This is a genomic window from Megasphaera lornae (genome assembly GCF_000214495.1).
In the GTDB taxonomy this organism is placed as follows: domain Bacteria; phylum Bacillota; class Negativicutes; order Veillonellales; family Megasphaeraceae; genus Megasphaera; species Megasphaera lornae.
Genome location: NZ_AFIJ01000008.1, coordinates 123,339 through 149,073, shown reverse-complemented (window position 1 = coordinate 149,073; position 25,735 = coordinate 123,339). Strand labels below are relative to the sequence as shown.

At 48.8% G+C, this 25,735-nt stretch carries 22 protein-coding genes; 14 read left to right on the top strand and 8 right to left on the bottom strand.

The genetic code is table 11. The annotated features are described in order from the left end of the window. Positions 1-446: 446 nt before the first annotated feature. From thrS to ppsA, 4 genes are all read right to left on the bottom strand, one after another. Positions 447-2,354 carry a threonine--tRNA ligase gene (gene thrS, locus HMPREF1039_RS02085; RefSeq protein WP_007390609.1) on the bottom strand — a complete coding sequence of 636 codons (1,908 nt, stop codon included), beginning with the start codon at positions 2,352-2,354 and terminating at the stop codon, positions 447-449. Positions 2,355-2,680: 326 nt separating this feature from the next. Beyond that, positions 2,681-3,502 carry a pyruvate, water dikinase regulatory protein gene (locus tag HMPREF1039_RS02080; protein WP_007390643.1) on the bottom strand — a complete coding sequence of 274 codons (822 nt, stop codon included), beginning with the start codon at positions 3,500-3,502 and terminating at the stop codon, positions 2,681-2,683. Between the two features lies 1 nt (position 3,503). After that, on the bottom strand, positions 3,504-4,148 hold the full coding sequence (locus HMPREF1039_RS02075) for a helix-turn-helix transcriptional regulator (protein ID WP_007390698.1): 645 nt from the start codon (positions 4,146-4,148) through the stop codon (positions 3,504-3,506). Positions 4,149-4,240: 92 nt separating this feature from the next. Next, a complete protein-coding gene (gene ppsA, locus HMPREF1039_RS02070) occupies positions 4,241-6,610 on the bottom strand; it encodes a phosphoenolpyruvate synthase (RefSeq protein WP_007390653.1) in 2,370 nt (789 codons plus the stop codon). 289 nt (positions 6,611-6,899) lie between these two features. On the opposite strand from ppsA, the gene HMPREF1039_RS02065 reads away from it, so the two are divergent. Continuing rightward, positions 6,900-9,002 carry a transglycosylase domain-containing protein gene (locus tag HMPREF1039_RS02065; protein ID WP_007390626.1) on the top strand — a complete coding sequence of 701 codons (2,103 nt, stop codon included), beginning with the start codon at positions 6,900-6,902 and terminating at the stop codon, positions 9,000-9,002. A 57-nt stretch (positions 9,003-9,059) separates the two neighbouring features. Here HMPREF1039_RS02065 and cytX read toward each other — a convergent pair whose 3' ends face one another. Continuing rightward, positions 9,060-10,286: a putative hydroxymethylpyrimidine transporter CytX gene (gene cytX, locus HMPREF1039_RS02060; protein WP_007390636.1), complete on the bottom strand. Its 1,227-nt coding sequence runs from the start codon at positions 10,284-10,286 to the stop codon at positions 9,060-9,062. 168 nt (positions 10,287-10,454) lie between these two features. Between cytX and HMPREF1039_RS02055 the strand changes: the two genes are divergently transcribed. From HMPREF1039_RS02055 to HMPREF1039_RS02010, 10 genes are all read left to right on the top strand, one after another. Next, a complete protein-coding gene (locus HMPREF1039_RS02055) occupies positions 10,455-11,555 on the top strand; it encodes an efflux RND transporter periplasmic adaptor subunit (protein ID WP_007390608.1) in 1,101 nt (366 codons plus the stop codon). A 9-nt stretch (positions 11,556-11,564) separates the two neighbouring features. After that, positions 11,565-12,272, top strand: coding sequence for an ABC transporter ATP-binding protein (locus tag HMPREF1039_RS02050; protein WP_007390634.1), 708 nt, complete (start codon positions 11,565-11,567; stop codon positions 12,270-12,272). Further along, entirely contained in the window at positions 12,262-13,479 is a 1,218-nt protein-coding gene (locus HMPREF1039_RS02045) for an ABC transporter permease (RefSeq protein ID WP_039891660.1), read from the top strand. The genes HMPREF1039_RS02050 and HMPREF1039_RS02045 overlap by 11 nt, the downstream gene beginning before the upstream one ends. Before the next feature lie 146 nt (positions 13,480-13,625). Continuing rightward, entirely contained in the window at positions 13,626-14,867 is a 1,242-nt protein-coding gene (locus HMPREF1039_RS02040; protein ID WP_007390616.1) for an LL-diaminopimelate aminotransferase, read from the top strand. A 13-nt stretch (positions 14,868-14,880) separates the two neighbouring features. Continuing rightward, complete coding sequence (gene ychF, locus HMPREF1039_RS02035) at positions 14,881-15,987, top strand: redox-regulated ATPase YchF (RefSeq protein ID WP_007390715.1); 1,107 nt, start codon at positions 14,881-14,883, stop codon at positions 15,985-15,987. A 294-nt stretch (positions 15,988-16,281) separates the two neighbouring features. Next, on the top strand, positions 16,282-16,491 hold the full coding sequence (locus HMPREF1039_RS02030; protein WP_007390703.1) for a helix-turn-helix domain-containing protein: 210 nt from the start codon (positions 16,282-16,284) through the stop codon (positions 16,489-16,491). Position 16,492: 1 nt separating this feature from the next. Next, positions 16,493-18,313: a type I restriction-modification system subunit M gene (locus HMPREF1039_RS02025; RefSeq protein ID WP_007390681.1), complete on the top strand. Its 1,821-nt coding sequence runs from the start codon at positions 16,493-16,495 to the stop codon at positions 18,311-18,313. Next, the gene (locus HMPREF1039_RS02020) at positions 18,310-19,527 is read left to right on the top strand and encodes a restriction endonuclease subunit S (protein WP_007390615.1); all 1,218 of its coding nucleotides are present in this window, start codon (positions 18,310-18,312) and stop codon (positions 19,525-19,527) included. The genes HMPREF1039_RS02025 and HMPREF1039_RS02020 overlap by 4 nt, the downstream gene beginning before the upstream one ends. A 2-nt stretch (positions 19,528-19,529) precedes the next feature. Further along, complete coding sequence (locus HMPREF1039_RS02015; protein WP_007390689.1) at positions 19,530-20,702, top strand: DUF3800 domain-containing protein; 1,173 nt, start codon at positions 19,530-19,532, stop codon at positions 20,700-20,702. After that, a complete protein-coding gene (locus tag HMPREF1039_RS02010) occupies positions 20,692-23,844 on the top strand; it encodes a type I restriction endonuclease subunit R (protein WP_007390731.1) in 3,153 nt (1,050 codons plus the stop codon). Before HMPREF1039_RS02015 ends, HMPREF1039_RS02010 begins: the two co-directional genes overlap by 11 nt. A 121-nt stretch (positions 23,845-23,965) precedes the next feature. Here HMPREF1039_RS02010 and HMPREF1039_RS07810 read toward each other — a convergent pair whose 3' ends face one another. Continuing rightward, positions 23,966-24,145, bottom strand: coding sequence for a hypothetical protein (locus tag HMPREF1039_RS07810; RefSeq protein WP_007390637.1), 180 nt, complete (start codon positions 24,143-24,145; stop codon positions 23,966-23,968). Between the two features lie 86 nt (positions 24,146-24,231). Here HMPREF1039_RS07810 and HMPREF1039_RS02000 point away from each other — a divergent pair, with 86 nt between their 5' ends. Then, positions 24,232-24,501, top strand: coding sequence for a type II toxin-antitoxin system RelB/DinJ family antitoxin (locus tag HMPREF1039_RS02000; RefSeq protein WP_007390674.1), 270 nt, complete (start codon positions 24,232-24,234; stop codon positions 24,499-24,501). After that, the gene (locus tag HMPREF1039_RS01995) at positions 24,494-24,769 is read left to right on the top strand and encodes a type II toxin-antitoxin system YafQ family toxin (protein ID WP_007390613.1); all 276 of its coding nucleotides are present in this window, start codon (positions 24,494-24,496) and stop codon (positions 24,767-24,769) included. Before HMPREF1039_RS02000 ends, HMPREF1039_RS01995 begins: the two co-directional genes overlap by 8 nt. On the opposite strand, the gene HMPREF1039_RS08250 is transcribed toward HMPREF1039_RS01995, so the two are convergent. Both HMPREF1039_RS08250 and HMPREF1039_RS08245 read right to left on the bottom strand, forming a co-directional pair. Continuing rightward, a complete protein-coding gene (locus HMPREF1039_RS08250; protein WP_206535949.1) occupies positions 24,766-25,179 on the bottom strand; it encodes a terminase TerL endonuclease subunit in 414 nt (137 codons plus the stop codon). The genes HMPREF1039_RS01995 and HMPREF1039_RS08250 overlap by 4 nt on opposite strands. Before the next feature lie 30 nt (positions 25,180-25,209). Next, on the bottom strand, positions 25,210-25,512 hold the full coding sequence (locus HMPREF1039_RS08245; RefSeq protein WP_206535950.1) for a hypothetical protein: 303 nt from the start codon (positions 25,510-25,512) through the stop codon (positions 25,210-25,212). Here HMPREF1039_RS08245 and HMPREF1039_RS01985 point away from each other — a divergent pair. Beyond that, a complete protein-coding gene (locus tag HMPREF1039_RS01985) occupies positions 25,496-25,702 on the top strand; it encodes a hypothetical protein (protein WP_007390600.1) in 207 nt (68 codons plus the stop codon). The two genes, HMPREF1039_RS08245 and HMPREF1039_RS01985, sit on opposite strands and share 17 nt — an antisense overlap. The last annotated feature ends 33 nt before the right edge of the window (positions 25,703-25,735 follow it).

Here is a 25,735-nt window from a genome sequence, read left to right as displayed (position 1 = left end):
AGCAAATATGCAAATTAATTTTTCATCTATGCCCATTGGTAATGTATATATGGGTACTGCCGGCAGAGGCCATGCGGAGTTGTCGTGCGGCAAGTGCGTCTATACACTATAAAAAGTATGTCCTATGAATAATAGAGTTAGGATATATATATTCTTACTCTTACTATGATCTTATTCTTATTCTTACTATTATTTACTCTTATCTTTTCTTACAAGCGTTACCGTAACGCGTTACAGCCTGAGAAAAACGGCGTCCTTGTGCGCCTGTATAGGGGCCGAAAAAAGCGTCTGTACATAAAAAAAAAGCACCGGCGGCGCATAGGCGTTCCGTGTGCTTGTCCCTGTATGAAAAAAAAATCTGAAAACGGCCGCGCCGTACGACAAAAAAAGAACCGTTTCTCCGAAGAAAAACGGTTCTTACTGTACGGGCCGCTCTATTCGTGCGCTTACCCTTGACGGCTGTCCGCTAATTGTTTAATCATGTGCAGGACCTCTTCGGCGGCTTTAACGCCTATATCCCCTTGCGTCCGTTCGCGTACGGAAATTGTACCGGCCGCCATTTCTTTATCCCCCACAATCGCCATGTACGGCACTTTTTCCATTTGCGCTTTGCGAATTTTATAGCCGATTTTTTCACTGCTTGTATCCACTTCTACGCGCAATCCCGCTTTTTTAAAGCGCCGTGCCGTGTCTTCGGCATACGCCAATTGTTTGTCGGAAATAGGCAGGAATTTAATTTGTACCGGTGCCAACCACACCGGAAAAGCACCGGCATAATTTTCCGTAATAATCCCGAGGAACCGTTCAATACTGCCGAAGCAGGCCCGATGGACCATGACGGGACGATGTTTTTGACCGTCTTCACCGATATAGGTGACATCAAACCGTTCGGGCATGAGCATGTCCAGCTGAATGGTGCCGCACTGCCAGGTCCGCCCGAGGCAATCTTTTAAATGGAAATCCAGTTTGGGGCCGTAAAAGGCGCCGTCCCCTTCATTGATAACATAGGGGACCTGTTTTTCTTCAATCACTTCATGCAAGGTTTTGGTTGCCGATTCCCAAATTTCATCCGATCCCATCGAGTCTTCCGGACGGGTGGACAATTCTACATGGTATTCCAGGCCGAATTGCTTATACGCCTTGTCGAACAAATCCATGACCCCGGAAATTTCGTCTTTCATTTGGCTCGGCAGCATAAAGATATGCGCATCGTCCTGCGTGAAGCAGCGTACCCGGAACAGGCCGTGCAGCGCGCCGTGCAATTCGTGCCGGTGTACCAGCCCCAATTCGGCGGCGCGAATGGGAAAATCGCGATAGCTGTGTACGGAACTCTTGTATACCAAGATGCCTCCCGGGCAATTCATCGGTTTAATGGCGTACGGCTGTTCGTCAATCGTAGTAAAATACATATTGTCGCGGTAATGATCCCAGTGTCCCGATTGTTCCCATAATTGCCGATTTAAAATAGTCGGCGTCATAATTTCATCGTAGTCCGCTTCCGCATGTAATTCCCGCCAGAATTTCAGTAAACTGTTGCGCAGCACCATCCCTTTGGCGTGGAAAAAGGGAAATCCCGGGCCTTCTTCATGGAAGCTGAACAGATCCAGCTGTTTGCCCAGTTTACGATGGTCCCGTTTTTCCGCTTCCGCGCGCATGGTTACATAGGCGTCCAAATCGGCTTTTTTCTCAAAGGCCGTGCCGTAAATCCGTTGCAACATTTTATTTTTTTCATCGCCCCGCCAGTACGCGCCGGCTACGGTCAGCAGCTTAAACGCTTTTACGCGCCCCGTGCTTTCGCAGTGCGGGCCGGCACACAGGTCGACAAAATCGCCCTGTTTATACAGGGAAATGACGGCATCCGCCGGCAAGTCTTCAATTAATTCCACTTTGTAATCCTGGTGTTTATCTCGGAAAAATTGCAAGGCTTCCGCCCGGGATACGACCATTTTTTCAATCGGCTCATTCGCCTTCACCAGGGCGGCCATTTCTTTTTCAATCGCCGCAAAATCTTCTTGTGTAAACCGATGTTCCGTATCCAGGTCATAATAAAAGCCGTTTTCAATCGCCGGGCCGATGGCGAATTTCACGTCCGGATATAAATGGGAAATCGCTTGCGCCATCACGTGCGAAGCCGTATGACGCAGCGTGTCTTTTCCTTCCTGCGCGTCAAAGGTCAAAAACTCCACCGTCGTCCCGTCCGCAACGGGTTCGCACAAATCTGTAACCTTGCCGTTCACCCGTGCTACCAATACTTTTTTCGCCAAACTGTTGCTCAACTGTTTTACTGCTTCCCGCAAGGTAATCCCGTCAGCAAACGTCTTTTTACTGCCGTCTTTTAACTGTACTTCCGCCATGCCGATCCTTCCTCCTTCATCAAAAAAAGCTCCCGTCCCCCAAGGGACGAGAGCTTACTCACGCGGTTCCACCCAAGTTTATCCCGGTCCGCCGCGGCGAACCGAAATCTTCCGACGTTATAACGTAACGACCGGTGCTCCCTTACTGCATTCGGGGAGACAGCTCCAAGGTGGTAACAGACGCTCCTTATAGGATACTTTCACCGCCGTACCCTTCTCTGCCATAAGAAAACCCGCCTGTCATGTCCTTTTCTTCACTACATATATGTCAGGTATGCGTACATTATACGTCCGTCCCGTTCGCTTGTCAAGCGACGGCGCCGCGATTATTCCGTATACAACTCCTTATTGCGTTTGACAATTTCCATCACCAAATTGGCCGTTTCTTCAATCGCCTTGGAAGACACGTCGATAATCGGGCAATGTAAGCGCCGCATGACACTGCGCGCATAGGTCAGTTCTTCATTAATGCGGTCAATGTTGGCATAGCCCGCATTGGAATCCAAGCCCATACTGCGCAGCCGTTCGGAGCGAATGAAGTTTAATTTAAACGGATCGATAATGAGGCCGACAATTTTACGGACCGGAATGTTGAATAATTCCGGCGGCAGGGCCACTTCCGGCACGAGCGGCAAATTGGCCGCTTTAATGCGTTTATGGGCCAAATACATGGACAGCGGCGTTTTGGACGTACGCGAAACGCCGACAATCACAATATCGGCTTTGAAAAAGCCCATGGGGTTTTTGCCGTCATCATATTTGACGGCAAATTCAATCGCCTCGACGCGCTTGAAATATTCTTCATCCAATTGATGAATCATGCCGGGACGAACGGTAGGTTCCGTATCCGTCAGCGTGCCGATTCCCGCCAGCATGGGGCCGATAATATCAATCGCCGTAATCTTATATTTTTCCGTTAATTCCCGCAATTTGCGACGCAACGACGGGGAAATAATGGTATAGCAAATCATGGCATCGGTCGCCCCGGCTTTGGCTACCAACTCTTCAATTTGCCGATCCGTACGAATGTACGGCATGCGCACAATGTCGAAGACCGCTTTGTCATATTGACTGGCCGCCGCCCGCGCCACCCGTTCCGCCGTGTCTCCCAGCGAATCGGAGCAGGCGTATATAATCGGTTTATTCACGTTATATTCTCCTTCCTGAAACGCATTCCGCAAAAATGCGGGTAATGTTGGTTTTGGAAATTCTGCCGATAATTTTCAATTCTTTTTTATCCGTGTCCGCCTCGTCGTGTATCCGCTGCACGACGGGCAGGCAGTCAATTTCGTAGGCCAGTAAGCGTTGCGCCGCCGCCAATACTTTTTCCGCCGCCGTAATATAGATAATTTTACTGACCGGCGTCATGACCATCCGTACCGGCAAGGTCCGTAAATCGTTGCCGCCCATGGCGGTTTTCAGCAAATCCTTACGGGACACGACGCCGGCCAGGATATTGTTATCGCCGACAAATACGGTGCCCGCATCTTCCGTAAACAAGGCGATAACCGCATCGTAGGCGCTGGTATCCGTCCCCACCACTACCGGTTGCGATAAGCAGGAAGCGACGGTCATTTCCGCCATGGCGTTGAGCGGAAACTCCCGCGCCTGCCGTCCCGTAAAAAAATAGCCGACTTTAGGTCTGGCATCCACCAGTCCCAGCATGGTTAAAATGGCCAAATCGGACCGTAACGCCGCCCGCGTTACATGTAACCGGGAAGCTATATGTTGTCCCGTAATGGGACTGTTGTGTTGAATGATCTCCAAAATGGTTTCTTGTCGTGCCGACAACATCCGCGCCATCCCTCCTTCCCGCCGCGCCGCGTGCCGTCCCGGCAGGGCGGAAAAGCGGTCCGCCTCTGCCGAAAGCGGACCGCTTGTGCGTATTACCAGGTATACTCTTCCGTATCCGCCCGACCGCGTCCGGTAAGAGAATCCAGCAGCAACCGTTGTTCAATCTGAGCAATTCTTTTTTTCGTAGCCGCCACCGCATCGGGATTGACGGAAACGGAGTCGATGCCGCTCTTGACTAAAAATTCCGTAAATTCCGGATACACGCTGGGAGCCTGTCCGCAAATGGACACGGTTTTGCCGTCCTTATGCGCCACCGTAATTAAATGCCGAATGGCGCGTTTGACCGCCAAATTGCGTTCATCGAACAACGACGCCACCGTTTCATTGTCCCGATCGCAGCCGAGTACCAGCATGGTCAGGTCATTGGAACCGATGGAGTAGCCGTCGACAAAGGCGTTGAATTGATCCGCCAAAATAATATTGGCCGGAATTTCCGCCATGAGCCACACTTTAAAATCGGGGCCGCGCCGCAATCCTTCCGCCGCCATCAGAGCCGTAATGTGTTCCATTTCGCTGACGCAGCGACAAAACGGAATCATGACGTTTAAATTCTTAAAGCCGTATTCTTCCCGTACTTTCCGAACCGCCTGTACTTCCAGCTTAAACGCTTCCTTGTACTGCGGGTGGTAGTACCGGGACGCGCCGCGCCATCCCAATAAGGCGCTGTTTTCCTGCGGTTCGTAGGCATCGCCGCCGGTGAGATTCCGATATTCGGAGGATTTAAAATCACTGAACCGCAACGTAACCGGACGCGGCGCCAGGGCTTGGCAAACCTTGCGAATCCCTTCCGCCAACTGATCCGTCACGCGTTCCGGATGACCGGTTTCCAACAAATACAACGGATGTTCATGAATAAAGGTGGTCCAAATAAATTCTTCCCGCATCAGGCCGATGCCGTCGCAGGGCAGCATGCCGTATTTTGCCGCCAAATCGGGATTGCCCAAATTCATGTATACTTTCGTGCCCGTAATCGGTACGGGTTCGGCCGTTGCCGGCGTCGCCGTCGTTGCGGCGGCGGCCGGGGTTACCAAATCCGCCACGCGGCCCTGATACACGATGCCGTTCGTCGCATCGATCGTAATGTCCTGCCCGTTTTGAATAACCGCGGTCGCTTCCCGGCTGCGGCTTTTGGTGCCCACAATGCAGGGAATCCCCAGTTCCCGACTGACAATCGACGCATGGCACGTCATGCCGCCGGCATCCGTGACGATGGCTTTGGCTTTTTTCATGGCCGGTACCCAGTCGGGAGCCGTCATGGTCGTAACCAGCACTTCGCCGTCTTTAAATTCGGCAATCTGCGCCGGATCCGAAATGACATGGGCTTTCCCGTACGCCTGCCCGGGACTGGCCGGCAATCCTTTTACCAATACGCAGCGTTCGGTAGTGGCGGGTGCCGCTTTTTCTTTATTTTTTTTCGACCATACCGTTTCCGGCCGCGCCTGCAAAATCCAAATTTTATTCGTCCGTTCGTCAATGCCCCATTCCATATCCATATAGCACCCGTAATGCGCTTCAATCATCTTCGCGTAGTTCGCCAATTCTTTTACTTGCGCATCCGTCAATACCAACGCTTTTTGTGCCGCTTCCGGAACCGGCCGTTCTTCACAATCGCCGCCCGGCAGGCGCACCAATTGAACGGGCTTGGTATTGGCCATTTTGGAAAGAATGGTCAAATTTTCTTTGTTAACCTTAAAATTATCCGGCGTTACCGTCCCCTGTACGACGTATTCGCCCAAGCCCCAGGCGCCTTCAATGGTAATCGTCGAATCGTCGCCCGTGACCAAATCGACCGTAAACATGACCCCGGCGGCTTTAGAAAAGACCATCATCTGTACGGCCGCACTCAGGGCCACTTCCAAATGGTCGAAGCCCTTCTTTTGCCGATAATAGGTCGCCCGATCCGTAAAGGTGGACGCATAGCACTCTTTTACTTTTTGAATCACCGTGTCCGCGCCCTGTACATTTAAATACGTATCCTGCTGCCCGGCAAAGCTGGCATCCGGCAAATCTTCCGCCGTGGCGCTGGAGCGAACCGCCACAAACGGGTCGGCAATGCCCGCTTTTTTTCCCAACGCCAAGTAGGCGTCGCGAATGGCCGCCGCCAACTCTTCCGGCATGGTCGCTTCGCACACCGCTTTTCGTATGGCCGCCGTAACGCGTTGTAACTGCACCGGATCTTCCACGTCCGTCAGGTCTTGCAGCATCTGTTTGATCTGCCCGTCCAGTCCCGTTTTTTTCATAAAGTACCGATACCCGTATGCCGTCGTGGCAAACCCGTACGGCACGGGCACCGCCGTAGAAGACGTCAATTCTCCCAGGGAAGACGATTTTCCCCCGACCAACGCCACATCCTGACGATGTACTTCATCAAACCATAATACAAATGCCTGTTCTCTATCCATGACCTGACCTCCGCTATATTGTGTATACTATTTATCGAACTTTCCTCTTTTATAGTACTCTATTTATGAGAATCCGTCAAGATTTTCGCCGTTTTTCTGCGAATCCGCATACGCCATATGGGTTTCTTTGCCGCCGCCCGTATACGGTCCGACGTACACCGCGTAAAAAGATAGGCTATTTTCGGTAAATATGCTATAATAAAAAATCGGTACAGCTATCTTTATGTAATGTTTTATTTTTCAGCATAACAGGACGTTCGCGCCGGCGACCGTCCTTTCGGGAGGGCTTATGTATACACCCAGACGCAGAGCCAAACATGCCAAACGGTCCGGAGCCGTGCATCGTCTCCGCCTGCTTATGATTTTATTTCTTGTGGTCATTGCCGGCTTGGGATTCGGCTATATTTTTGCCGCCTACCAAACCTTGCCGCCCGTGACCCACAATATGCGACCTATTTCTTCTTCGCAAGTCTTCGATATTCACGGTCGCCTGATTACCACCTTATACTCGGAAGAAAATCGTCTTCCCATCGACATTAATCAGGTGCCGCCCAATTTGCAAAATGCCTTCATTTCGGCCGAAGATAATCGCTTTTACAGTCATATCGGGATTGATCCCGTCGGTATTGCGCGGGCGTTTGTGGCGAATGTCTTGCACCGCGGCATTTCGCAAGGCGGCAGTACGATTACCCAGCAGTTGGCCAAAAATGCCTTTTTATCCCAAAAACAGACGTTAAAGCGTAAAATTCAGGAAGCCATGCTGGCCTTGGAATTGGAACGAAAGTACAGTAAAAAAGAAATTCTGGAAATGTATATGAATGAAATTTATTTCGGTCAAGGCTCGTACGGGATTCAAACCGCCGCCAACACGTATTTCGGCAAAAGTGTCAGCGATTTATCGCTGAAACAATGCGCGTTGTTGGCCGGATTGCCGAAAAGTCCCAACTACTATTCGCCGTTCAATAATCCTAAAGAAGCGAACGAACGGGCGAACGTCGTGTTGGATCAAATGCAAAAATACGGCTATATTTCCGCCGCCGATTGCGCCGCCGCCCAAGCGGCCGATTTGCAGTTGGCGCCGAAGAAGCGTTCCTCTCAGGATGATGAACCGACCGCCTTTATTGACTATGTTACCCGGCAGGTGGCGGAAAAATACGGCGATGCCGCCCTCTATAAGCAGGGTCTGAAAATTTACACCACCTTGGATTTGGATAAGCAAAAAGCGGCGCAACGCGCGCTGCGCAATCTGCCGACCAATTATACCGATAAAAACGGCCTGCTCCAGCCGCAAGTAGCCCTTGTTTCGCTGGATCCGCATACGGGCTATATTGTGGCCATGATCGGCGGGCGCAATCACGACAGTTTCAACCGCGCCACCATGGCCGTACGCCAGCCCGGGTCGGCGTTTAAACCCTTCGTCTATGCGGCGGCGTTACAAAAAGGGATGACGCCGGATACGACCTTTGACGACAAAGAAATTTCTTACGGGTCGTGGACGCCCCGCAATGACGACCGCACGTACAGCGGCACCATGACGATTCGCGAAGCGCTCATCCGCTCGGTCAATACGATTGCCGTACAAACCGCCAATCAAGTGGGGCCGCGCCGGATTTTAGCGTTGGCCGAAGAAATGGGCATTACGACGCTGAAAGACAGCGATAACAACCTGGCCATGGCCCTGGGCGGGTTAACGCAGGGCGTGACGCCGCTGGAAATGGCCGGCGCCTACGGCACCTTCGCCAACGAAGGCGTCCATGTCGCTCCTGTGGCCATTTTGAAAATTTTGGATCAAAATAATAATGTGTTGGAAGACAATACGCAAACGCCGCCGGAAAAAAAGCAGGTCTTATCCGCTAAAGAAGCCTATGAAATGACCTACATGTTGGAAGGCGTTATTCAAAGCGGTACCGGCGCCGCCGCCAATATCGGCATTCCCGCCGCCGGCAAAACCGGGACGACCGATAATAACGTGGATGCCTGGTTTGTCGGCTATACGCCGGATTTGGTAACCGCCGTCTGGATCGGCGACGATTCCGGGTCCCGCAGTCTGGGCGCCGTATACGGCGGCACCATTCCGGCACGTATTTGGCATGATTATATGGCGGCCGCCGTTGATCGCGGCAGCGCCGCGTTCCGTACACCGCCAGGCGTAAAAAAAGCGGCGCCTCCTGCCGATACGACGGCGAATACGGACGATCAGGATGCCGATACGTCGCCGACGCCGACCGACGACGAAGCTGCACAGGACAATACTGCCGAGGCGGTGCTTCCCAAGCAGCAGGACAAAGCCAAAACCGTTTCCGCCCGTACGGGCGGACGCCATAAAAATACGGAGCAGCCGTCCCGGCCGCCCCGTACGGCCCGCAAAACAGCCGCCCAAGTTTCTCCGTAAGCAAACAAAGAACCGACAAGCCGTGCTTGTCGGTTCTTTGTTTTGCCCGTCACGTTCTTACGAGCGGATTTTTTTCTCTATCCCATGCACAATCGTACTGCCGATCATAATGAGTACAATGACGGGGAAGGTAATTCCCAGCGGCGTGTCGACCGTCATAAGGCAGCGATAGACGATAAAGCCGATACCCCACAACACCAGATTCAGCAGGTTAAGCCGTTCCCGGCTCCGGTCCCGATGAAGAATAAAATAATCGGCCAATAAAATCGCCGTCATAGGCGCAAACACGGACCCGATAAAATACAAAAAGTCCTGATACGTTTGCTGTGACGCCGTCACGGCAATCACTACTCCCAGGACGGTGGCAATAATTGCCATGCCCTTGGTCGCGTTTTCCGGCGCCGTATCCCATAAGCTCCGGGCACTGACACCGGCGGAAAACGCATCCAAAAAAGTCGTCGTTACCGTCGACAACAGCACAATGAGAATGCCGCAAAGTCCCAATCCGGCTTTCACCATCACGGCGGCAATATCATTTTCGCCCGTAAAAATGACCGCCCCCATGCCGATGAGGAACATCCACATGCCGGCAATAAAATACGCCGTGCAGGCGACCAGCGTTCCCCGCACCGGATGCTCGGCCCGGCGCGTATAATCGGCAATCACGGGCAACCACGACAAGGGCATGGCCACCGCCATTTCCACGGCGCCGCCGAAGGTAATCGGCGGGCCGACCGGAAAGCCGCCGTGTCCCCGCCCGACAGTCACACTCAGAACCACCGTCAGGAGAAACAGCAAGGTAATCACCGCCACATTCACTTTGTTTAAATTTTTAATCCCCAAGGCAATCCAAATAATAATTAACAGGCCCACAATGACACTCCAGGTCGTCATGCCCCAAGGCCGAATAAGATTGGCCGCATGGGCCGCACTGACAATCATGACCGCCGTCCACCCGATAAGCTGAATGACGTTCAATACCGAAAAAAAGCGTCCGCCGCCGCGGCCGAAGGAAATACGCACCGTTTCCATGGCGCTTTCCCGGCGTCGGGCACCGATAAGCCCGGCGCCGTACATGACCATACCGCCGATAATATGCCCGAGGAGAATCGCCGCCAACCCTTTGGCGAATCCTAAAGGCGCCACCAGCATGCCCGTCAAAATTTCGGCAATCGACACACCGGCGCCGAACCATAACAGCCCTAACGAAAAGGCTGAAGATTTTGTTTCTTGTGTTTCCACACTGCCACCTTCTTTCTCTCTTTGCCGCCGTCGCACTTGCATAGTTCCGCATACAAAGTATACTGATATGGAGTAGTATAGCATAGGTATTTTACGCTTGACAACCGTTTTCCGAAAAAGATAATGAGTTCCTTTATTATGTATATGTCATTTCCTATTTTGTCCGAACATGCTATACTATGCCTATATCATGCGTGAAGGAGCGCCCAAATGAATAATTTGCATAGAAAAAAAATAAGTATTATCATTCTCTGTATACTGGTCGCCGTTCTCGGCACGGTCGCGGTCTATCTGCGGCAACACCGACAACCGGCCGCCGCCGTGCCGACGGAAACCTTTACCGTCACGGCCATGAATATTACGTCGCAGGTGACGGCGACCGGCACGGTCAGTCCGGTCGAAGCGGTCGAAGTAGTGCCCAAAATTACGGCCCGTGTAAAGCAGGTATGCGTAAAAGAAAATGACACGGTCAAAGCGGGCCAAGTCATTGCGATTTTAGACGATGCCGATTATCGCGCCAAACTGGTGCAGGCGCAAATCAAAGTGGGCAATACGCGGGCCGTCTACGAGCGCGCGGCGACCCTGTATCGGGCCGGGGCCGGCTCGCAGGCCGCCATGGAAGATGCCCGCGCCGATTATGAAGCCGCCGTCAGCGCGTTGTCCGAAGCGCGGGCCGAAATGAATGAAACCGTGATTCGGGCTTCCATGAACGGCGTCGTCGTCGGGGCGCCCAAAAGCGTCGGCACCATGGCCTCGCAGGGGAACGGCGGCGGTACGGTCCTCATGCGGTTGGCCGATACGGGACAAAAACAAATTGTTGCCAAAGTCGACGAAACGGATATCGGCAAAATTAAAGCGGGGCAAACCGCTTCCTTTACGGTCGATGCGTACGGCGGGAAAAAATTCACGGCCCGCGTCGTGAAAATTTCCCAAACGGACACGAATAATTCCTGGGATCCGGACAATACGGGCGACCGTACGGGCAATGCGCCGTCCGTGATTTACTACGAAGTGACCCTGGCCGTACAGGATCCGGAAAATCTGTTGCGCTTGGGCATGACGGCGCGGGTGGCCATTACTACCGCCACTGCCGACCATGTACCGGTGCTGCCCCTGGCCGCTTTGAAAACCGATGCCCGCGGCACGACGGTAACCAAAATGCAGGCGGACGGCACGCAGGAACAAGTACCGGTCACGACCGGTATATACAGTGACAAATATGTAGAAATTCGTAACGGCTTACATCTCGGCGATCGCGTAGCCATGGCCTATGCTACCGCCTCCAAGCCGGAAGAAGATTCGTTATTTTAGAGGTTGCTTATGTCGGAACCTATCATTATACTCCATCATATCAGCAAAACCTATACGATGGGCGGGCAACAGTTCACCGCCCTGCGGGACATTGATTTAACCATCCGTGCCGGCGAGTTTGTCGCGCTGATGGGGCCTTCCGGCTCGGGAAAATCGACGCTCATGAATATTCTCGGGTGTTTGGACCGCCCCCATACGGGCTCGTATTTGCTGGGAGGGCGTGAAGTATCCCGATTGACGGATGATGAATTGGCCCATACGCGTAACCGCGATATAGGCTTCGTCTTTCAAAATTTCAATCTGTTACCGCGTCTTTCCGCCTTGGAAAACGTCGCCCTGCCCCTGGTCTATGCAGGCGTGCCGCGCCGGGAACGGACGTACCGCGCCGAACGGATGTTGGCCGACGTGGGCCTTACGTCTTGGCGGAAACATACACCGACCGAGCTTTCGGGCGGCCAGCGGCAACGGGTGGCCATTGCCCGGGCGCTGGTTCATAATCCGCCGCTTATTATGGCGGACGAACCTACGGGAAATTTGGACACGCGCTCTACGCAGGACATTATGAGCCTGTTAAAAGACTTGCAGGCACAGAAAAAAACCGTGATTTTAGTGACCCACGAACCGGAAATAGCGGCCGCCGCGGAGCGGCAATTATTGCTGCGTGACGGGACTATTACCCGCGATGAAGGAAAGGGGGTCGTCATGGATGTGGTTTAGCGAAAGTATTCACATGGCGTTGACTTCTTTATTGGCCAATCGCCTGCGCTCCCTCCTGACCATGCTGGGAATGATTATCGGCGTGGCGGCCGTCATTATTATGGTGGCCATCGGCATGGGCGTGAAAAAAAATATTACCGATTCCATTTCCGGCATGGGCAGTAATATGGTCATGCTTCTCCCCGGCAGTGCCGATTCGGATGATGTACAGGGTGCCGCCGGCTCCGACCGAACCTTAACCTTGGACGATGCGGCGGCAATCGCCAAAGAAATTCCCCATATTGCGCACTTATCCCCGGTCGTCAATCAGACCGTTCCCCTCGTGGCGGGAAATAAAAATTGGACGACTACGCTGTACGGCGTCACGCCGGATTACTTGTATATCCGCAATCTGGCGACCCGCTCGGGCCTCTTTTTAACCGCCGACGATCTGCACTCGCGCCGGCGCGTGGCCGTACTCGGCTTAACGGTCGCCAAAAAACTCTTCCAAAGTCAAAATCCGGTCGGGCAAACGGTACGGATCAGCGGCCAGCCTTACCGCATTATCGGCGTCCTGGACAGCAAAGGCGCTTCCGTCTGGGGCGACGATCAGGACGATGTCATCCTGATTCCTCTGACAACGGCGCAGGAACGGCTTCTGGGCATCACCTATTTGCAGGGCATTATGATGCAGGTCGATACGCCGCCTTATATTGACGGCGTGCAGGGCGCGGTAATCAATATTATGCGACAGCGGCACCATATACAACCCGGACAGGATGACGACTTTACCGTCCAGACCTTACAAAGCATTCAGCAAACCCTGCACAAAACCGGCGCCATGCTCACCCTGTTTCTCGGCAGTATTGCCGCCATTTCGTTACTGGTCGGCGGCATCGGCATTATGAATATTATGCTGGTTTCCGTCACGGAACGAACGCGCGAAATCGGCATCCGCAAAGCGCTGGGCGCAACCTACGCCGCCATTATGCTGCAATTTCTCATCGAATCCGTCGTCATCAGTGTCCTGGGCGGCTTAGCGGGCATTGCCGTCGGTTGCCTCTCGGCCCGACTGCTTTCGGGGATCGGCAATATAGAAACGCAAATCACCCTCTTCCCCATTCTTCTCTCCTTTGCCTTTTCCGTCGGCACCGGCATTTTTTTCGGCCTCTATCCGGCCCGCAAAGCGGCCCTGAAAGATCCCATTGACGCCTTGCGATATGAATGAGTTTATGTTCCTTGTAAATGACCGCTGCCGTTCCGGGCCGACCCGCGCAGGTTGTCGACAATTCTCCCGGCCGGTTTCTTTTCAAGCCGCCGGCGATGTAGTAAAATAGAGGATGTTAACAAGTATGAAAGTAAGGAGGGCTACCTATGGCTCACGTAAATGAAAATTATTTAAAACTTCCCGGCAACTACCTGTTTGCCGACATTGCCAAAAAAGTGGCACGTTTTTCCGAGGCTCATGCGGAGGCCGAAATCATTCGTCTCGGCATCGGCGACGTCACCCGACCTTTGGCGCCGGCCATTGTCGCCGCCATGCATAAAGCCGTAGATGAAATGGGACAGGCCGCCACGTTTCGCGGCTACGGCCCGGAACAGGGCTATGAATTTTTACGCCGTGCCATTATTAAAGGCGACTATGAATCGCGCAACGTCTCTCTGCAGGCCGATGAAGTGTTCGTCAGTGACGGCGCCAAAACGGATGTCGCCTGCATTCAGGAAATTTTCGGGAACGATTTGACCTTTGCCGTTGCCGATCCGGTCTACCCCGTATACCTGGACTCCAACGTCATGGCCGGCCATACGGGCGACTATAATGCGGCAAAAAAGCAGTACGACCGGGTCGTATACCTGCCCTGCACGGCGGAAAACGGCTTTAAAGCGCAGCCGCCGAAAGAAAAGACGGATATTGTCTATTTGTGCAATCCGAGCAACCCGACAGGTACTGCCATGTCGCGCCGGGAATTGACCGATTGGGTACAGGCGGCCAAAGAAAATAAATTCATTATTATTTACGATTCGGCATATGAAACCTATATTACCGAAGCCGATGTACCGCACAGCATTTTTGAAATTCCCGGTGCCGAAGAAGTGGCCATTGAGCTTCGCTCCTATTCCAAATGTGCCGGCTTTACCGGTACGCGTTGCGCCTACGTAGTCGTGCCGCATGCTTGTAAAGCGTACACGGCGGACGGCCGGGCGGTCGCCCTGAATCCGCTCTGGTATCGGCGGCAATGCACCTTCTTCAACGGGACGCCGTATGTCGTGCAACGCGCCGCCGAAGCCTATTATTCCCCGGAAGGCCGGGCGCAGTGCCTGGCGGATGTCGCCTATTATATGGAAAATGCCCATATTATTCGCGACGGCTTACAAAACGCGGGCTTTACCGTGTACGGCGCGACCAACTCGCCCTATGCCTGGGTACAAACCCCGAACGGCATGAAAAGCTGGGATTTCTTTGATTTACTGCTGACGAAAGCGCACGTCGTAACCACTCCCGGAGAAGGCTTCGGACCGCACGGCGAAGGGTATTTGCGACTCACCGCTTTCGGCACTCGTGAAAATACAATCCGGGCCATCGCGCGGATTGCCGATCTGAAATTATTCCGATAAAGGTGGTATAACAGTGAGTACCAATTTAGAAGTAGGCATTGTCGGCTTGCCGAATGTCGGCAAAAGTACCTTATTTAATGCCATTACCAAAGCCGGTGCGGAAGCGGCCAATTACCCCTTCTGTACCATTGAACCGAATGTGGGTGTAGTGGAAGTGCCGGATGCGCGACTCCGCACCCTCACCAACATGTATCATCCAAAAAAAACAATTCCCGCCGTCATGCGGTTCGTCGATATTGCCGGACTGGTAGCGGGCGCCTCCAAAGGCGAAGGGCTGGGCAATAAATTCCTCAGCCATATTCGGGAAACCGATGCCATCGCCGAAGTGGTTCGTTGCTTTGAAGACGACAACATTACCCATGTATCCGGATCCGTCGATCCGTTGCGTGATATTGACATCATCAATACGGAACTATGTTTGGCCGATCTGGAAACGGTACAGCGCCGCGTCGATCGCCTCGCCAAAATAGCGCAATGCGGCGACAAAGCGGCCAAGGCGGAATTGGCCGTGCTGCAAAAAATTCTTACCGCCCTGGAAGCGGGCGAACCGGTCCGCAAAGTAGCCCTGCAGGACGAAGAAAAACAGACCGTGAAAGAATTAAATCTCCTCACCATCAAACCGATTTTATACATTGCTAATGTAGCGGAAGACGAAGCGGCGCAACCGGACGCCAATCCGCTGGTACAGAAACTGACCGCCTTCGCCGCCGCCGAAGGGGCGCAAGTCGTGGCCGTTTCCGCTAAAATCGAAGCGGAAATCGCCGAACTTCCCGACGACGAAGCCGCCGCCTTTCTGGAAGAATTAGGTCTTTCCGAGTCGGGATTGACCAAGCTGATCAAAGCCGGCTATTCCCTCTTGGGATTGATTAATTTCTTTACGGCCGGCGCCGATGAAGTGCGTGCCTGGACCATTGTCAAAGGCACGAAAGCGCAAAAAGCGGCGGGAAAAATCCATACCGATATAGAGCGGGGCTTCATTCGTGCCGAAATCGTATCCTATACCGACCTGATTGCCTGCGGCGGCGAACAGGCGGCCAAAGAAAAAGGCCTGGTCCGCTTGGAAGGAAAAGAGTACCTCATGCAGGACGGCGACGTAACCTATTTCCGCTTTAATGTCTGAGCATCGTACAAACAATCGCCCGTAAAGGGCATGCACTTAGAGATTTACTACCTAAACTATTAGCGGCGTAATCGGTACTGCTACCGGCTACGTCGCTTTTACGTAGAGAACGGCTTTCCGGAAAGCCTCTGCCGTACGGCCTTCTTCTTGTGCGCCCGAAATACATCCTGCGAGGACTTCGCGCCGGTTCGCCGGTGCCATCGGTTCCCGGTCATAGGAAGCAAACAAGCGTTTACCGCGTTGCTATATTCCCGGCATCGTGCTAGTATGAATGGAGAAAATAAGGAGACCCCTATGGCTTTCCATGCTAACAAACGCGTACATCGTATACCGGAAAAAGATATTTCCAATCAGGTTTTAATGAGAATGAGCAATATTTCCGCGAATATTATTACTAAATTGCGCACGGGTCAATATCTATCGCCGGCAAAAGCGGCGGGCCTCCGTACGGCGTTACACTGCACGCCCAATGATATGTGGGAATTTACTGCGAAGGATGATTAAAATGATTAATATAAGAAAACTTGAATCGGATTTATGGGAATCTGCGGACTTATTGCGTGCCGGTTCCAAGCTGACATCCAATCAATATTGTATGCCTGTACTGGGACTGATTTTCCTACGCTACGCCTATAGCAGATACAAAATGGTGGAACGAGAAATCTTACAAGGACGTCCCTCTCGCGGCGGTCGCGTGATGCCTGTTGAGGCAAGTGATTTCGCAGCAAAAAGTGCCTTATATCTTCCTAAAGAAGCACAGTATGATTACTTGTTGAATCTTCCGGAAGATATTTCTGCTGCCGGACTTGTTAATAAAGACGGTCACAGCATGACTAGTTTAGGAGAAGTAGTCAATAACGCTATGCAGCTCATCGAAGACCAGAGAGAACAGTTAGTGGGTGTACTGCCTAACAGCTATACTGATTTCTCTGATGAGATTTTATCAGATCTTCTTCGTATCTTTAATAACGCTGCTCTTGATGAAATCGGCGGCGATATTATCGGCAGAATCTATGAGTACTTCTTAAATAAATTTGCCAAGAACATCGCATCAGATGACGGTGTTTTCTTCACACCTAAATCGCTTGTCAAGATGATTGTTAATATTATTGAACCTACCGGTGGCGTCTTACTCGACCCGGCCTGCGGCAGCGGCGGTATGTTCATTCAATCAGGGGATTTTGTCAATGCTACAGGAATGAATGCAACCAGCACCATGACTTTTTATGGTCAGGAAAAGGTTGAATATAATGCGCAGCTTTGCCTGATGAATATGGCAGTTCATGGACTAACAGTCCTTATCAAATCCGGTGACCAAGCGAATACTTTCTATTACGATGCCCACAACCTTGCCGGTTGTTGCGATTATGTAATGGCAAATCCCCCTTTCAATGTAGACAAGGTAAAGGCCGAATCCTGTGAAAGTGCCAAGCGGTTGCCGTTCGGTATGCCAAGCATTAATAAACATAAAGAAGTGGGAAATGCGAATTATCTTTGGATTTCTTACTTCTATAGTTACCTGAACGAAACAGGTCGTGCCGGTTTCGTCATGGCCTCCTCTGCTACCGATAGTCAAGGCAAAGATAAAACCATCAGAGAAAGTCTTGTGAAAACCGGTCATGTCGATGCCATGGTTAGTGTAGGGAATAACTTTTTCTATACCAAATCATTACCTTGTTCCCTTTGGTTCTTTGATAAGGGAAAAGCGGCGCCTATCAAGGACAAGGTTCTTTTCATCGATGCCAGAAATTATTATACAGTTGTCGACCGTACGCTGAACGAATGGACGGATTGGCAACTTAAAAACTTGAATGCCATTGTATGGCTCTATCGTGGTGAGGTCGATAAATACGCGGCCCTTCTTAATGAATATCACGCTGCTCTGGGCAGTGATAAGGCGTTCGCCGAACAGGTACATGAATTATCAGAGAAAGCAAAAGTCCTTCGGGTAGAAGCCAAGAAAGCAGTCGAAGCAGCTGAAAAGCGTGAAAAGAGAAAAACGCAGGAAGCCTATGATGCAAAGATTGCAGAAATTACCGAAACCCTCACCATCGCCAAGGAAGCCAACCGGCTCTATGAAAAATTCGGCGACGGCGTCTATGCCGATGTTCCCGGTCTTTGTAAAATAGCATCCCTTTCGGAGATTGAAGAAAAAGGCTGGTCACTGACGCCGGGAGCCTATGTCGGCGTGGCACCGGTTGAAGATGATGGGTTGGACTTTGAAGAACGCATGGCTGAAATCCACAAGGAATTATTGTCTTTACAAGCAGAATCAAATGACCTCATGGATACCATCTCGCAGAATTTGAAGGAGATGGGGTTATGAGTTATAAAGAAGAATTATTAGGTGATTACATTGATATACTCTCAGGTTTTGCTTTTAAAACAAAAGATTTTGTAGATAATGGTGTACCTATTATTAAAATAAAGAATATTAGTCCTCCTTGCGTAACATTAGATGATTTAACATATGTTTCAAATGAGGTGGCTGAAAAACAAAAGAAATTTATGCTTTCCTATGACGATGTATTGATTGCTATGACCGGATCTCATATTAATCAATGGACATCTGTAGTAGGTCGTGTTGCAAGAGTAAAGTATTCTGACTCAACATTATTAAACCAGCGTGTAGGGAAAATAACCATCAAAGCTAATGCCGAAGCTGATATAAACTATATCTATTATTATCTTTCTCAAGATGCGGTAAAAATCAAACTTGCTGCTAAAGCAGGGGGTGCTGCAAATCAAGCAAATATAAGTCCAGCACACATCAAAGGTCTGTCTTTTCCTTGTCCTGATTTAGCAATACAAAAGAAAATAGGTAATATACTAAAATCCTATGATGACCTAATCGAAAACAACCAAAAACAAATTAAACTTCTCGAAGAAGCAGCCCGGAGGCTTTATAAGGAGTGGTTTGTGGATTTGCATTTTCCGGGATATGAGGATGTGGAGATTGTCGATGGTGTGCCTGAGGGCTGGACTTTTGGGGTTCTTGGAGATGTAGCTATAAATTCTGGCAAAAAAGAAAAGAAAGAGAAAAGAGATAATTATAAGTATTATCTACCAATAGATTGTATCCCAAAGAAATCACTTGGTTATATTCAGGTGAATGACGTATCACTTGCTAAAAGTTCTCTTATAGGATTTCAGAAAGGAGATATTATTTTTGGTGCTATGCGTCCCTACTTTCATAAAGTTGTAGTGGCAAGAGATAAAGGATTAACAAGAACTACTTGTTTTGTTCTAAACGCAAAAGATCCATCATATTGGTCTTACCTTGCTATGCTTTTATTCACAAAAGACACAGTTGATTACGCAACACAAATTTCTGTCGGCACTACAATGCCTTATGTACGTTGGAATGATATGAGGAACATGCCAGTTATTATCCCTGATTTGGAAATAGCAGAAAGGTTTAACAAGCAAATCCAACCAATCATTGACAATATTGCAAGTTTATCAGAGCAGGTTATTTTACTGCAACAGGCACGTGACCGCTTATCACCCAAACTAATGAGCGGAGAAATCGAGGTGTAGGCATGACAAGAATCAATGTTGAAGGCCAAAAGAAGGCTGTGTTTGATTTGAATGGTATACCACCTTTTGAAGAAGAAATGACTTTCTATTACGATGAGAGTGGTAACTGCAGAAAGTTTACTCTTACGGATACAGGATTTAATAATATCGATGCACTGAAGGGTGATTTTGTATTAGCTGGTGTTGCACATGAAGGTACATCTTTTGACATTGATGTTCCCTCATTATATACAGCACTAGACTATAAGGAAGGTCAAAAGGAATTAAAGTTCAAACACCTATATCATAATTCAAGAGATTTCCAATCTTTCATAGGCAGTAAAAGAGTCACGGGATTTTTGAAATGGTTAAGCAGAAGTGGTTTGTATATTCACTACAGTGCATTGAACAACCTTTATTATTCATTAGTTGATATTGTGGACTCCCTTTGGGAAACACATCCTCAGTGCCTCATGTATATGTGGGCTATCAAAGGTGCTTTGTATGATTTTGTGATTGAGCATCAAGACGAAGTAATAGATATTTTCATAAGACATACATATCCTGATGTTAAGGATGTATTTACGTTTTGTAATGAACTATGCTCCTTGATATGGGCATATAATGACGATAGCGAATATGCTCCCGATTTCTTCTTGGAACTACTTCGACAAATGCTAAAAGCTGCAGGAAAGCTTGGTAGGTTGATTTTTGTTCAAGATAATGAACCGTTTATGTTAATTCAAGAATATTATCTCTTCTATACAGAAAGATGTGAAATATTCAGTAAGTCAAATCACATATTTGACGAAGAACCTACAGTGCAAAAGCAAATAGCTGATTTGGAATTATATGGAAATGGTATTCAACTTAATAACTGGAAGTTTGTAAAGTCACACGAGAATATATATGTACAAGTATCTGATTTGATTGCAGGTCTGTTAAGAAAGTTGTTTATGTTTTTAGATGCGAATTCTTTAACTGAGATTTTAGCTATTGCAATGAAATTAAATGATGATCAGGTAAAGAATTTTACATTACTATGGATGCTCATCAGTAAATCTGATAATAAGTCCCCACTATTTATAAAGAATGCAAACTCTCAGAAGAATGTTCAAGAAAGAATGATGAAATTACAGCTATTGGGAGCTTCAAATAATAAATTAAAGATGGAGGTGGCAAATCATGAGCTATGAGTATTCTGAAAATATCCTTGTTCAGGAAAGTGCAGGTAATTTACTGCGTGATGAATTAGGCTGGGATGTTCAGTTGGCCTATAATACAGAGGACCTAGGCAAACATGGTTCGTTCGGTCGAGAAAGCTATAAGGATATTTTACTGACTCGCTATTTTTACGAGGCCCTTAGAAAGTTTAATCCCTGGATCCATGAAAACCAGATACTTGAGGCCCGGCAGGTTTTAGAGAAGAGATTGTCTACTTCTTCCCTACTCCGGGTGAATGAAGAAAAATATTTTTTGATTCGTGATGGCATTCCTGTTACCGTCAAAAAGCCAAATGGACAAACGGAAATGAAAAAGGCGATGGTGATTGATTTTAAAAATCCCCATACCAATTATTTTCTTGCCATCAAAGAACTTAAGATTCATGGAGATTTATATCGCAGAAGAACGGACATCGTAGGCTTTGTAAATGGTATTCCCCTCCTGTTTGTAGAGCTCAAGAAAAATACGGTGGATGTGCAGAATGCCTATGAAGATAACTACACCGATTATCTGGATACTATCCCTCACTTATTCTATTACAATGCCTTTCTTATGCTTTCCAACGGAACAGAAGCAAAGGTGGGTACCCTGGGCAGTAAGTATGAATTCTTTCATGAATGGAAGCGTCTTGCCGAAGAAGACCGAGGAAGTGTGGCGCTTGAAACTATGCTTCGCGGTATTTGTAAGAAAGAAAACTTCCTTGATTTATTTGAAAATTTTATCCTATATGATCATTCTGACGGACACACGGCAAAGATACTGGCTCGTAACCACCAATACCTCGGTGTGAACGAAGCGATGAAAGCGTATGCAAATAGAAATCTTAATGATGGTAAGCTCGGCGTGTTTTGGCATACCCAAGGATCCGGTAAAAGTTATTCCATGGTGTTTTTTGCTAAAAAGGTACGAAGAAAGATGGAAGGAACGCCAACCTTCGTTATCCTTACGGACCGTGATGAACTGAATAGTCAGATTAGTGATACTTTCGAGAATTGCGGACTTCTTGGTAAGGATATAAAGGCTTCACAGTTTATTGCCACAAGTGGCGATGACCTGGTGAGGAAACTGCAGGGAAATCCGAGCTTTATCTTCACATTGATTCAGAAGTTTAATAAACCCAATGAAAAGCCTATCTATCCTGATCACGATATCATTATCATGTCGGATGAAGCGCATCGTAGCCAGTATGGTATCTTTGCGGATACGATGATGAAGTTGTTGCCTACTGCTGCCCGCATCGGCTTTACCGGTACACCGTTACTTTCCGGTGATAATATTACTGCTCGTACCTTTGGCGGGTATGTATCAGTCTATGATTTTAAGAGAGCGGTGGAAGATGGTGCTACGGTCCCTCTTTACTATGAGAATCGTGGAGAAAAGATTGTAGATTTACATAATCCTGAAATCACCAATCGAATTCTTGAGGCGATCGAAAATGCCGACATTGATGTTGACCAACAGGATAAGCTGGAAGCTGAATTTGCAAAAGAAATTCACCTACTCACAGCCGAGCCCAGATTAAAGTCTATTGCACAAGACTTTGTAAAGCACTATTCTGATTTGTGGACAAGCGGAAAAGCTATGTTCGTTTGCTTAAATAAGGTTACCTGCGTTCGTATGTATAATTATGTTCAGGACTATTGGCAAGCAGAAATCAACCATATAAAAGCAAGTTTGAAAGCTGCCGGTCAACAAGAAGCGCTTGAATTGGAAAGAAAAATTAAATGGCTGGAAGACACGGAAATGGCGGTTGTCATCAGTCAGGAACAGAATGAAATCCAAACATTTAAAAAGTGGGGGTTAGACATCAAGACGCATCGTACTAAGATGGAAACGCGTGAATTAGATAAAGAATTTAAGGATTCAAAAAATCCGCTCCGTGTGGTCTTTGTATGTGCCATGTGGCTGACCGGCTTTGATGTGAAATGCCTTTCCTGCCTATATCTCGACAAGCCTTTAAAGGCTCATACCCTTATGCAGACTATAGCACGTGCCAACCGTGTAAGCGAAGGCAAAAGCAATGGTTTAATTATAGATTATATTGGAATCGTAAAATCGTTACGAAAGGCTTTGGCAGATTATACTGCTAATGTAGGTGGAAGTGGTGGCTTGGACCCTACCGTAGATAAGGACGAACTCATTGCTCGTATTATCGAAACTATTGGGAAAACAGATACATTCTTGCGTGACCGTGATTTTGATTTGGAAATGCTTATCCATGCTGAAAATTTTATGAAATTATCCTCCCTTCAAGAAGCGGCGAATGCAGTATGCGGTTCGCTTGAGGATAAAAAAACATATACCACCTATGCTTCTGAATTGAATCGTCTAATGAAATATACGGACAGAGATGATATCACCGGTCATACTCGCAAGCAGTATGAAGCGATCGCCGCTATCTATGCTGAACTACAAAAAAAGCGTAAGCATACCAATACTACTGACCTTATGATTGAAATTAATGGAATTATAAGTGAGTATGTGGAGATTCATCATACACCTGCTATGGTGCATGAAACGCCACGCAGGTTTGATATCAGTGCCATTAACTTTGACCTTCTTCGCAGAGAGTTCGCAAAAATTAAGAAAAAGAACCTTGTTTTGAAGGATTTAGAGGAAGTAATCCGGCAGAAACTTGACCGTATGCTTTTTACTAATCCTGATCGCATTGACTACTACGAACGCTATCAGAAAATTATCGATACGTATAATAGTGAGCAGGACAGAGCCACCATTGAGAAGACTTTTATGGAATTGATAGATTTGGCGAACCAAATGAGCCAAGAGGAACAACGCTATGTCCGTGAAGGCCTTGCAAGTGATGAGGAGCTTTCTCTGTATGATATGTTGTTCCGTGATGATTTGAGCAAAGCGGATATTAAGAAACTCAAAGAAGTTGCCACCTCACTAATCCGGAAAATAAAAACTGAAATTGCCGAATTTGATCATTGGACAGATAAGCAAGAAACAAAAGCGGCGATTGATAATCTTATCCGTGATACCCTTTGGGCAGAATTACCGGCGTGTTACGATGAGGTTAGTATTTCTATGTATCGCCAACAGATTTATGAATATGTATATACGCGATATAAAGACGGTTATTCACTGAAATAGTATCCCCTCTCTCCTCTGCATTTCGCTACTTACGTATAAGAAAACGACCATACAAGAGCATTTTTACTCTTGTATGGTCGTTTTTTCTTAGGTTCCCGATTACAGGCTGTCCGTCGTTTTTTTACTCCTTTACGAAATACTCCGTACAGGCGTACACCGCCGTCGTCTGCATGGCCGTGAACTGATTGACCGTCTTGCCACCGGAAGAAGAGCCGAACAGGTAACGGAAATCCGTGTCGATATAATAGTTCTGAGGCTTGTCCCCGGTACGGAACAAGCCGGATAAAAATAGGATTTGCATACTATCTCCGTCCTTATATTGTAAAGTAAATTGCTTTACATTTTCCTCATTTAGCTTTATAATATCAATAAAAGGAGTTGATTCATATGGCTGATACAAAAACGCTGAATCTTCGTGTCGATGCAGATTTAAAGCATCAGGCAGAAACTATTTTTGCGAATTTGGGTATCCCGACTTCTACAGCAATCAATATGTTCCTGCGCACCGTTGTCCGCTATGGCGGTATCCCGTTTGATCTGCGCATTTCGCCTAATGAGCTGGAGACCTTAAGAGCTGTTGACGATGTAAATCATCATCGCAATCTCAGCAAGACTTATGATTCTGTTGAAGATGTCATGGAGATCCTGAATGCTTAAGATCCGCTTCCGCAAACAATTCCGCAAGGATTACAAGCGGGTAATCAAGCAGCCCGGGCATACCCCGGAGCTTTTTCAGGAAGTACTTGACTGTCTTGTGATGGAGCAATTGCTTCCTGCCAAGTATCGGGATCATGCCCTGTCGGGAAACTGCGCCGGTTTCCGTGAATGTCATATTCTGCCGGATTGGTTGCTGATTTACAAAGTCGAGACCGACATTCTAACGTTGACGCTGACCCGTACGGGAAGTCACAGTGATTTATTCTAAAATGCAATAACGCCCCGTTCATCATAGACACTGCCGCTGCCAGTCCCGTTGCGAATGCAACGGTTCAGTACCATGATGGACGCCACGATTCCGTCAATCTTTTCGACGGATTTTTCTTTGTCCGGCTTGCTATTCCCCGCCGGATCCCGGCGCATGACCACGTTGCCGGCCATCCATTTGAGAACGGGATTGCCGCCATGGATGATGTTCCCTTCCGGCAGGAGCTTGAACAGCTCCTTCGACGGCGGCGACATATCCTTGAACCCCCGGCCGAAAGGCACCATGGTAAAGCCCATGTCCTCCAGATTCTGCACCATCCGGGTGGCATGCCGGCAGTCGTAGGCGATTTCCCGGATGTGGTACGTTTCCCCCGGGCGTTCAATGAACTTCTCGATAAAGCCGTAATGGATGACGTTTCCTTCCGTCGTCCGGATGAAGCCCTACTTCTGCCGGACATCGTAGAGGACATGGTCACGCCGACAGCGAAGTTCCAGTGTGTCTTCCGGCTGCCGGAAGAATGGCATCAGGATATATTTTTCCTCTTCCGTCCGTGGCGGGAAGGCCGGTACCGGAGCCGTAATATCCGATGTGCCGGACAAGTCCGGCCCGCCGTAGCACATCCGTCCCCGCAGAGAATCCCGGTCAATGGAAAGATTACCCTTGTCGTAGACCTGTTCCGGTATCCGGCGGATGCCGGCCGAAGTCCGGATATTGAGCCGGAGCTGCTTGAACACGTTCCTCAAAGAAGTTGCCACCTTACTAATCCGGAAAATAAAAACTGAAATTGCCGAATTTGATCATTGGACAGATAAGCAAGAAACAAAAGCGGCGATTGATAATCTTATCCGTGATACTCTTTGGGCAGAATTACCGGCGTGTTACGATAAGATTAGTATTTCTATGTATCGCCGGCAGATTTATGAATATGTATAAATCAAAAATGCAATGAATCGATGCAGCTTTGCC